The sequence below is a fragment of the Pollutimonas bauzanensis genome, from assembly GCF_040393045.1.
Taxonomy (GTDB): domain Bacteria; phylum Pseudomonadota; class Gammaproteobacteria; order Burkholderiales; family Burkholderiaceae_B; genus Pollutimonas; species Pollutimonas bauzanensis_A.
The window spans coordinates 1-9,707 of record NZ_JBEBUX010000150.1 but is presented as its reverse complement, the minus strand read 5'-3'; the positions used below and the strand labels follow the sequence as shown (position 1 = coordinate 9,707).

Genomic DNA, 9,707 nt, shown 5'->3' with positions numbered 1-9,707 from the left:
GCACCCATGATTCATGTGCAGTAAACACTCGAACCGAAAATACGCTAGTTAATTGGATTTCAGCAAACCTCGTACGCTTTCGGTTAGTGCTTCCACCGACTCGGTGTCGGCGGCCAATACCCTTGCGCGGCCCTGGGCGTCGAACATATAGACGCCCCGGCTGTGAGCAACCTCATAGTTGTCTTTATCATCGTTTTTGGGTTTCTCAATCTGATACGCAACCCGGTATCGGCGGGCCACGTCAGCGACTTGTTTTTCTGTTCCTGTAAGCCCTATTGCATTTTTGTCAAAGGCGTTGACATAAGCCTGCAGAATATCTGGCGTGTCCCGATGAGGATCCACGCTAATGAACAGGATACGTACTTTGTCGGCATCCTTGCCCAAACCGAGCATGACCTGCGAAAGCTGAGCCATCGTCGTCGGACAAATATCAGGGCAACTGGCGTAGCCGAAAAACAGCATTACAGTCTTGCCCCTGAACTCATCCTGAGTAACCGTTTTTCCGCCTGCGCTTTGTAGCGTGAAACGCAAGTCAGGTAAGAAACCGCGCACGCCATGGATAGCGGTATCTGCATGGACAGCCGTAGAAAGGGCCATGACGCAGAACAGAGCCAACAAGTAGCGGGATAAAGCACGCATAATCAAAAGCCTTGAAGTACCAAGCAATAATGCTTACCAAAAACGTTTATATATCGCACGCTGTCATGCCACTATGGCGCAACAAGGCGTCAATGGAGGGTTGGCGTCCGCGGAAGGCATAGAACGACTCCGCAGCCGGCCGCGCACCGCCAACGGCCAGGATCTCTTTCAAGAAACGCTGGCCGGTAGCGGCATTAAGCGTTTCCCGCGTGCCGTCCGGCGCCACGATGGCTTCTTCCTCGAAAGCGGCGTAGGCGTCCGCGGAAAGCACTTCGGCCCACTTGTAGCTGTAATAGCCCGCCCCATAGCCCCCCGCGAACAGATGCGAGAAATTATGCGGGAAACGATGCCACGATGGAGGAAAGAGTACGGCGACTTCTTTGCGAACCAGATCGAGCGTATCGAGCACGGTCTGTATGGACATGCCTTGAGCCTGATGATGGATGGTCATGTCGAACAGCGAAAACTCGACTTGCCGCAGCATTTGCATGCCACCCTGGAAATTGCGTGCCGCAAGCAGTTTGTCGTAAAGCGCGCGGGGCAGGGGTTCCCCTGTATCGACGTGTGCCGATAAGGCTTGTACCACCGACCATTCCCAGCAGAAATTCTCCATAAACTGCGATGGCAATTCGATAGCATCCCATTCGACGCTGGAAAAGGCTGCTGCGGCGGGATCGTCGACCTGCGACAGCAACGCATGCAGAGCATGGCCGCTTTCATGAAACAAGGTAATGACATCATCGTGGGTAAGCAGTGCCGCTTTCCCGTTCTGCGCCCTTGAAAAATTGCACGTCAGATACACCACAGGCGTCTGGATGCTCTGGGCAACTTTGCGTCGATTACGTTCGCTGTCGACCCAGGCGCCACTTTGCTTGCCTTGGCGGGCGTACAGGTCAATATACAAGGTACCCAGGGGTGCGCCATCGGCGGCGATGACATCGAAGGCCTGTGCATCGCTGTGCCAAGTCGGGGCGTTCGATGCGCGCAGATTGACATTGAACAGTTTTTCAACGACCTGGAACAAGCCCTTCAGTACCTGCGGTTCAGTGAAATACTGTTTGATTTCTTCTTCAGAGTAGGCATAGCGTTCTTCGCGCAGGCGCTCTGAAACAAAGGCCATATCCCATGGCTCGAGCTCCTGCATTCCCAGCTTTTCAAGCGCAAAGCTGCGTAATTCTGCCAAATCCCGTTTAGCGTACGGCTTGGCCTTCTGCGCGAGTTCTCGCAGAAAATCGAGAACTTGGTCCGCGTTGTCGGCCATGCGTGTTTCAAGACGCAAGTCGGCAAAACTGCCGTATCCCAACAGTGCCGCTTCTTGGGATCGCAGGGTCAAAAGCTGTTCGATGAGCGGCGAGTTGTCAAGGGCTGCGTCGCCATGCTCTGATGCGACAGTACCGTAAGCGCGATAGAGTTCCTGGCGGAGGGTGCGATCTTGCGCATATTGCATGACGGGCAAGTAGCAGGGCATCTTGAGCACCAGCTTCCAGCCAGGAAGCTGGTCTTCCTCGGCGGCGGAGCGGGCCGCTTGCACGACATCGGCCGGCAAGCCGGCAAGCCGGGCTTCATCGGTAACATGCAAAGACCATCGATCCACGCTGTCGAGCACGTTTTCCGAAAACTTTTGCGAAGCTTGTGCTTGCTTGTCGGAAATTTCTGCATACTGATCGCGCGCTTCCCCAACGAGCTCGACGCCGCTAAGACGAAAATCACGCAGGGCAAGGTCGACGATGCGCTGGCGGACCGCCGGCAACTGTGCAAAGCCTTCAGAGGCCTGAAGACGCTTGTATTGCGTATACAAGCCGGTATGTAACCCGACCCAGGTTGAAAATTCGGTGACCAAGGGCAAACACTGGTTGTACGCAGCGCGCAGTTCCGGTGTATTAACGACTGCGTTCAGGTGGCCGGCCACTGACCAGGCCCGCCATAACGTTTCGGAGGCGTCTTCAAGCGGCTCGACAATGGCAGTCCATGTTGCTGGCAACCCCGGATCAGCAGCGCGTTCGACCGCAGTGCGCGTTTCGGCAATCAGGTGAGCAATAGCCGGCTCGATATGTTCGGGCTTTACGCTGGAATAGTCGATTAACGTAGAAATAGGGGCCAACAGGGGATTTTGTGTCATTGTAAAATTCAGTGCTCAGAAACAGAGTGTTTTGCGCTGCGCTCGGCAGCTTCCAGCGTATTGACCAACAGCATGGCGATAGTCATGGGGCCCACGCCGCCAGGCACGGGCGTAATGGCGCCGGCTACAGCCTTTGCTGATTCGAACTCAACGTCGCCAACCAGTTTGCCATCGGCGTCACGGTTGATGCCCACATCGATAACGACTGCGCCGGGTTTGATCATGTCACCCGTGATCATTTTTGGCTTGCCTGTGGCGACCACCAGAATATCGGCGCGCCGCGTTTGGGCGCCAAGGTCGCGTGTTTTGGAATTACACAGGGTGACGGTCGCGCCAGCAGCCAGCAGCAACATGGCCATTGGTTTGCCCACAATATTGCTTGCGCCGACGATAACGGCTTCGGCGCCGCGCACCGTCACGTTTTCGGACTCCAGCATTTTCATGACGCCATAAGGCGTGCACGGACGGAACAAAGGTTGGCCTGTCATGAGCAAGCCGGCATTGCTGATGTGAAAACCATCGACGTCCTTGCTGGCCGCAATGGCTTCAATGACCTTGGCGGCGTTCATGTGGCCGGGCAAGGGCAGTTGAACCAGAATGCCATGCACTTGCGGGTCATTGTTTAACTGATTGACGACATCCAGCAATGCCTGTTCACTGATATCGGCCTCCAGGCGGATAACGCGCGAGTGCAGACCGGCCTTTTCGCAGGCTGCAGCTTTGTTGCGAACATATACTTGCGACGCCGGATCAGCACCCACCAATACGACTGCCAAGCCTGGAACCAGCCCGCGCTCTTTCAGGGCGAGTACGCGTTGCGCGACTTCGGCCTTTACCGTATCGGAAAGCGCCTTGCCATCGATAAGCCTTGCGCTCATGCTGTTCCCTCGGCTTTGGTCAGCGCGATTTTCATCAGGTCGGCTACCGTCGTGACTTCCAGTTTTTCCATAATGTTGGCCCGGTGCGCTTCGACAGTCTTGATACTGATATTCAAGTCGCCCGCGATTTGCTTGTTCAGGCGGCCCGCCACGATACGCTCAAGCACTTGCTGTTCGCGAGCCGTCAAGCGGCTAAGGACGGCCTGATGGTTTTTCTGGGCCTGGACTTGGCTGATGCGTTGGCTTGCCTGGTCGAGCATGCGCGCCACTATCGTGCGCAAGTCAGTTTCATTGAATGGTTTCTCAAGGAAATCGACGGCGCCCTTTTTCATGGTCGATACCGCCATGGGTACGTCGCCGTGTCCGGTAATAAAGACAATAGGCAGGGGAGCCTGGCGTGCGATAAGTTCCTCTTGAAGCTCCAGGCCGCTCATGCCGGGCATGCGCACGTCGGCGATCAGCACGCCGACCTGGTCTGGTTCGTAGGCGCTAAGAAACTCTTCTGCACCACTAAAGCTCCTGACACGGTAGCCATTGGCTTCCAGCAACCAACGCAAGGAATCGCGTACCGCTTCGTCGTCATCGACGATAAAAATAGTGCTGGGGGCTTGAGGTGTAGTCATGCATGGAACTCCTGTGTGTCCTCTTCTGTGCTGGGCGCTTGTGGCGATGCACACGGCAGAGTGAAACGAAAAATGGTGCCGCCGTCCGGATTGGAACTGGCCCAAAGACGGCCATGGTGCGACTCGATAATAGTACGGCAGATATTCAGCCCCATACCCAGGCCTTCAGACTTGGTGCTGTAAAACGGTTCAAACAAACGCTGGGGATCACGCAAGCCGTGACCGCGATCAATGACGGCAATCTCGATCAAAGGGTGCTGATCTGTGATTACAACATGAAGTATGCGGTAATCACTGGTTTCCATTGCCTCCACCCCATTCTTAAGCAGATTCAATAATACCTGTTCGATCAGGATGGGGTCGGCCATGACGTCTGGCAGAGGGTCCGGAAGGTGCTGTTGTATATCGACTTGGCGTTTGCGCGCGTCGATATCGGCAAAGCCTATGGCGTTGTCCACGATGCGGCTGACGGGAACGCGCTGCCGGCGGGGCTCGCTGCGCTTTACGAATTCGCGTATACGGCTGATGATCTTGCCGGCCCGCTCGGCCTGCTGGGCGGCTTTTTCCAGGGCCTCAAGCAGGCGTTCGGGCTGAGCATTTCCTGACTTGAGCATGGCAACGGCGCCCATGCTGTAGTTGCTGATGGCAGTAAGCGGCTGGTTCAGTTCGTGGGCCAGTGACGAGGCCATTTCGCCCATCGTGGTCAGGCGGCTGGTCAGCTGTATTTTTTCCTGCTGGACGCGCGAGTCTTCTTCATGCCGTCGACGCTCGGTGATATCGCGCGCGACTTGAAGCCGAACCCGGCGCCCATCGGTCCAGGCAAGAATGCGGTGGTGCACTTCAAACCAGCGTTGCGCCGATTCGGAAAATATCTCGACAGTTTCATCGGTGAAGCGGCCCAGGCGTCCTCCGAGCAGTTCGCCATGCCCGTTGGACTGGGCGCCGAAAAAGCGCCGATAGGTGCGGTTGGCGAATAACAGCTCAAGGCCGTCGGGGGTGTCGGCTACGACGGATATCGCGTCGTCCAGACCTTCGAGCACCGTCATGAAGCGTTCATGGGCCGCAGTAAGGGCCTCGCGTATGCGCTTGGGCTCGGTGATGTCCGTCATCGATGTCATCCATCCGATTTGTTCACCGTTGGGATCGCGCAAGGGCGAGACATACATACGCGCTGTAAAGCGGGAGCCATCGCGCCGCTGTGCCTCAACTTCGAGCCCACTGCTGGGCGTGCGGCCGGAAAGGAGCAGATCCAGTGTTTCCTGGTGCTGGGCATGCCGGCCCGGCAGCCAATAAGGAAAGGGTGTCGTACGCCCGATAAGGTCGGCTTCGTTCCAGCCTATCATGCGGCAAAAAGCCGGATTGACGTAGGCGATGCGCCCGTGCATGTCAAACACCCGCATACCGGTGGACATGGAGTTTTCCATGGCGCGGCGGAATCCGGTTTCAGCAATCAGGGCGGCTTCGGCTGTGGTGCGAAAGCGGGTGTATCGCCATAGCGCCAGCAAACTGAGAACGATGACGAAAGAAAGGGCGACCACCACCATGATGAGGCGTTGCTGGCGAGTTTCCTGGTCTATCGTGACAAACATGACGCTGTCATTATGTAGACGTTGCAACCATATAAAGGCGCCCATCACACATAAGTACAAAATCAGGACGATAACGGGCGTCAGCCAATAAAAACCACGACGGGTGTGATTGGCCTGGTCGTAGAACGTCGTCGGGATCAGGGATTTCTTAGAATGGGTCGCCATGGTTTTCTATTTATCGCACAGAGATGCTCCGCTCATTTTAAACCGTAACGTAGATGTTAATTTTTCACATTGTAAAAAGTCATACCATAAAATGAAATATTGCTTGAACATCGCAGCAGTCTTTCCTAGAATGACAGCGGTGCAGCCCAGCGCTGCGTTTACAGTACGCGCCCAACATGGCCGGCTATCAGGTATAACGGGGCAACGACACGTTGTTGCCAATAAGCGGATTCCGTAATTTAAAACAGGAGACAGCTAATGTCCTCTCTTGATCAAATCAGCGCTACGGCAGGCAATGCCGACGATGCGGCCCTTGAAACCCAGGAATGGCTCGACGCATTAGAAGCCGTCCTTGATCGCGAAGGGCCGGAACGTGCCCATTTCCTGTTGGAACGCTTGGTGGATCTTGCGCGCCGTTCTGGTGCCCACATTCCGTTCTCGCCCAACACAGCATACGTCAATACCATTCCGCCAGGCCTGGAGCCTGCCCATCCCGGCGATCTAGTGCTGGAAGAACGCATCCGTTCTTATGTGCGCTGGAACGCGATGGCCATGGTAGTACGGGCCAATAGCCACAACCCTCCTGACGGCGGCGATCTGGGCGGGCACATTGCATCGTTTGCGTCGTTAGCCACCATGATAGGCTGCGGGCAAAACCATTTCTGGCATGCTGAAACCGAAGATCACGGCGGCGACCTTATTTATTTCCAAGGCCATTCCTCGCCCGGCATTTATGGCCGCGCTTATCTGGAAGGCCGCCTGACAGAAGATCAACTGAATAATTTCCGTCAAGAAGTGGAAGGCAAAGGGCTGCCATCTTATCCGCATCCCAAGCTTATGCCGGATTTCTGGCAATTCCCTACTGTATCCATGGGTCTTGGCCCATTGATGGCGATTTACCAAGCTCGCTTCTTGAAGTACCTGCATGCCCGCGGCATTGCCGACACCAGCAATCGTAAGGTCTGGGTATTTTGCGGCGACGGCGAGATGGACGAACCGGAATCCCTGGGCGCCATTAGCCTAGCTTCACGCGAAAAGCTCGACAACCTTATCTTTGTTGTCAACTGCAACCTGCAGCGGCTTGACGGCCCTGTCCGCGGCAATGGCAAGATCATTCAGGAACTCGAAGGCGACTTCCGCGGCAGCGGCTGGAACGTCATCAAGCTGATCTGGGGCGGCTACTGGGATCCCTTGCTGGCTCGCGACAAAGAAGGCATTTTGCGCCGTATCATGGAAGAGTCGGTCGACGGCGAATACCAAGCTTATAAAGCCCACGATGGCAAATACGTGCGCGAAAATTTCTTCGGCAAGCATCCCAAGCTGCTGGAAATGGTCAGCCGCATGAGCGACGATGATGTCTGGCGCCTTAACCGCGGCGGTCACGATCCATACAAGGTCTTTGCAGCGTTCGACTCCGCCAGCAAGCACAAGGGTCAGCCTACGGTGATCCTGGCAAAAACCATCAAAGGCTACGGCATGGGCCATGTTGGCCAGGCCAAGAACCCATCGCACCAGCAGAAAAAACTGGATATATCGGCCGTGCGCGAATTCCGCGATCGTTTCAATATTCCTGTTCCCGACGACAAGATCGACGATCTGCCTTACTTCAAACCGGCCGACGACTCGCCTGAAATGAAGTACTTGCATGAACGCCGCAAAGCGCTGGGCGGTTATCTGCCACATCGGCGCGAGAAGGCCGACGAGCAACTGCATGCGCCCAAACTGGAGGCCTTCAAAGCCGTGCTGGAGCCAACGGCCGAAGGCCGCGAAATCTCTACGACCCAGGCCTTTGTACGTATCATTAACCAGGTTCTGCGCGACAAAGAGCTCAGCTCCCGCGTTGTGCCGATCCTGGCCGATGAGTCACGCACCTTCGGCATGGAAGGCCTGTTCCGCCAGATCGGCATCTATGCGCCAGAAGGGCAGAAGTACACGCCGGTCGATAAAGACCAGGTCATGTACTACCGTGAGACCGAGAACGGCCAGTTGCTGCAAGAAGGCATCAACGAAGCCGGCGCCTTCAGTTCCTGGATGGCCGCTGCAACGTCGTACTCGACCAACAACCGGATCATGATCCCGTTCTATATCTATTACTCGATGTTCGGGTTCCAGCGCATTGGCGATCTGGCCTGGGCAGCGGGCGATATGCAGGCACGCGGCTTCTTGCTGGGCGGCACGGCAGGGCGCACTACGCTTAACGGCGAAGGCCTGCAGCATGAAGACGGCCACAGCCACATCATGTCTTCGCTGATTCCAAATTGCGTGTCGTACGACCCGACTTTCGGCCACGAGCTTGCAGTCATCATTCAAGACGGCTTGCGCCGCATGGTCGAAAACCAGGAAAACGTGTATTACTACATCACCGTGATGAATGAAAACTACGCTCAGCCTGGGCTGAAGCCTGGCGACGAAGACGGCATCATTCGCGGCATGTACAAGTTCAAGTCGCTGGGCGATGGCAAATTGCGCGTGCAACTGATGGGTTCGGGGACAATTTTGCGCGAAGTCCTTGCCGCCCAGGAAATGCTGCAAAGCGATTGGGGTGTAGGTTCCGATGTCTGGAGCGTAACCAGCTTTACCGAGCTGCGCCGCGACGGCATGGATTGCGAACGCCATAACCTGCTCCATCCTGAAGATGCCAATCCACATGTACCGTACGTAACGCAGCAATTACAAAGCACCACTGGCCCCATCGTGGTCTCAACCGACTACGTCAAAGCGTATGGTGATCAAGTACGCCCCTTCGTTCCCAAGGGTCGCGATTTCCGCGTGCTGGGCACCGACGGTTTCGGACGTTCTGACTTCCGCGCCAAACTGCGAGAGCACTTCGAGGTAGACCGGCGTTTCGTAGTTCTGGCTGCGCTGCGCGGCCTTGCCGACGAAGGCCAGTTGCCGGTAGCCAAAGTGGCTGAAGCTATCAAGAAATATGGCATCAATCCTGAGAAAGCCAATCCGCATCACGCCTGAGGGAGGACGACAAAATGAGTAATACCACCGAAATCAAGGTTCCGGATATTGGCGACGTCAGCGAAGTTGACGTGATAGAAATATTGGTTGCCGTAGGCGATACTGTAAAGAAAGAGCAGAGCCTGATTACCGTAGAGTCCGACAAGGCCTCCATGGAAATCCCTGCTTCTCAGGACGGTGTCGTGAAATCCATCAAGGTAAAAACGGGCGACAAGGTAAAGGAAGGTTCCGTTATTCTCGAGCTCGAAGCTAAAGGCGCCAAAGATACGGCCAAGGCCGATCAGCCCGCTGCGGCTGCTTCTCCTGAAAAGACAGCGCCAAAGCAAAGCGAACCTGAAGCATCGCAGGCCAAGGCAGCGGCGCCTGCCGCGTCCGAAACCAAAGGCGGGCCGGCTACCGTAGTGGTGCCCGATATTGGCGATACCAATGAAGTCGACGTCATTGAAATCATGGTTGCTGTAGGCGACACGATAACGGTCGACCAGGGCCTTATTACTGTCGAGTCCGATAAAGCGTCCATGGAAGTGCCTTCTTCCCATGCTGGCGTGATTACTGCCATCAAAGTGAAGATCGGCGACAAGGTAAGCCAGGGCTCCGATATCCTGGAACTGCAAACGACTGGCGCTGCGGCACCGGTTGCCGACAATGCGGCCTCAACGCAGGCTTCGGCACCTGCTGCTGCTGCTGCGCCATCGGCTGAAGCGAGCCAGGCAGTGGCCGAACCAGA

The 9,707-nt window shown here is 55.9% G+C and carries 7 protein-coding genes; 2 read left to right on the top strand and 5 right to left on the bottom strand.

Annotated features, from left to right (window positions below):
* Positions 1-48: 48 nt before the first annotated feature.
* Genes ABWO67_RS17350 through ABWO67_RS17330 form a run of 5 tightly spaced genes read right to left on the bottom strand, consistent with a single transcriptional unit; the run spans position 49 to position 6,013 of the window.
* A complete protein-coding gene (locus ABWO67_RS17350; RefSeq protein ID WP_502930042.1) occupies positions 49-639 on the bottom strand; it encodes an SCO family protein in 591 nt (196 codons plus the stop codon).
* A 46-nt stretch (positions 640-685) separates the two neighbouring features.
* Positions 686-2,758 carry a M3 family metallopeptidase gene (locus ABWO67_RS17345; RefSeq protein WP_353153939.1) on the bottom strand — a complete coding sequence of 691 codons (2,073 nt, stop codon included), beginning with the start codon at positions 2,756-2,758 and terminating at the stop codon, positions 686-688.
* 8 nt (positions 2,759-2,766) lie between these two features.
* Complete coding sequence (gene folD / locus ABWO67_RS17340; RefSeq protein WP_353153936.1) at positions 2,767-3,636, bottom strand: bifunctional methylenetetrahydrofolate dehydrogenase/methenyltetrahydrofolate cyclohydrolase FolD; 870 nt, start codon at positions 3,634-3,636, stop codon at positions 2,767-2,769.
* Entirely contained in the window at positions 3,633-4,259 is a 627-nt protein-coding gene (locus ABWO67_RS17335) for a response regulator transcription factor (protein WP_353153933.1), read from the bottom strand. Before ABWO67_RS17335 ends, folD begins: the two co-directional genes overlap by 4 nt.
* Positions 4,256-6,013, bottom strand: coding sequence for a PAS domain-containing sensor histidine kinase (locus ABWO67_RS17330; RefSeq protein ID WP_353153930.1), 1,758 nt, complete (start codon positions 6,011-6,013; stop codon positions 4,256-4,258). The genes ABWO67_RS17335 and ABWO67_RS17330 overlap by 4 nt, the downstream gene beginning before the upstream one ends.
* A 258-nt stretch (positions 6,014-6,271) precedes the next feature.
* On the opposite strand from ABWO67_RS17330, the gene aceE reads away from it, so the two are divergent.
* Both aceE and ABWO67_RS17320 read left to right on the top strand, forming a co-directional pair.
* Positions 6,272-8,980 carry a pyruvate dehydrogenase (acetyl-transferring), homodimeric type gene (aceE, locus tag ABWO67_RS17325; protein WP_353153927.1) on the top strand — a complete coding sequence of 903 codons (2,709 nt, stop codon included), beginning with the start codon at positions 6,272-6,274 and terminating at the stop codon, positions 8,978-8,980.
* Between the two features lie 14 nt (positions 8,981-8,994).
* Positions 8,995-9,707, top strand: a 713-nt coding sequence (locus ABWO67_RS17320) for a biotin/lipoyl-containing protein (RefSeq protein WP_353153924.1), incomplete at its 3' end; no start/stop codon positions are given.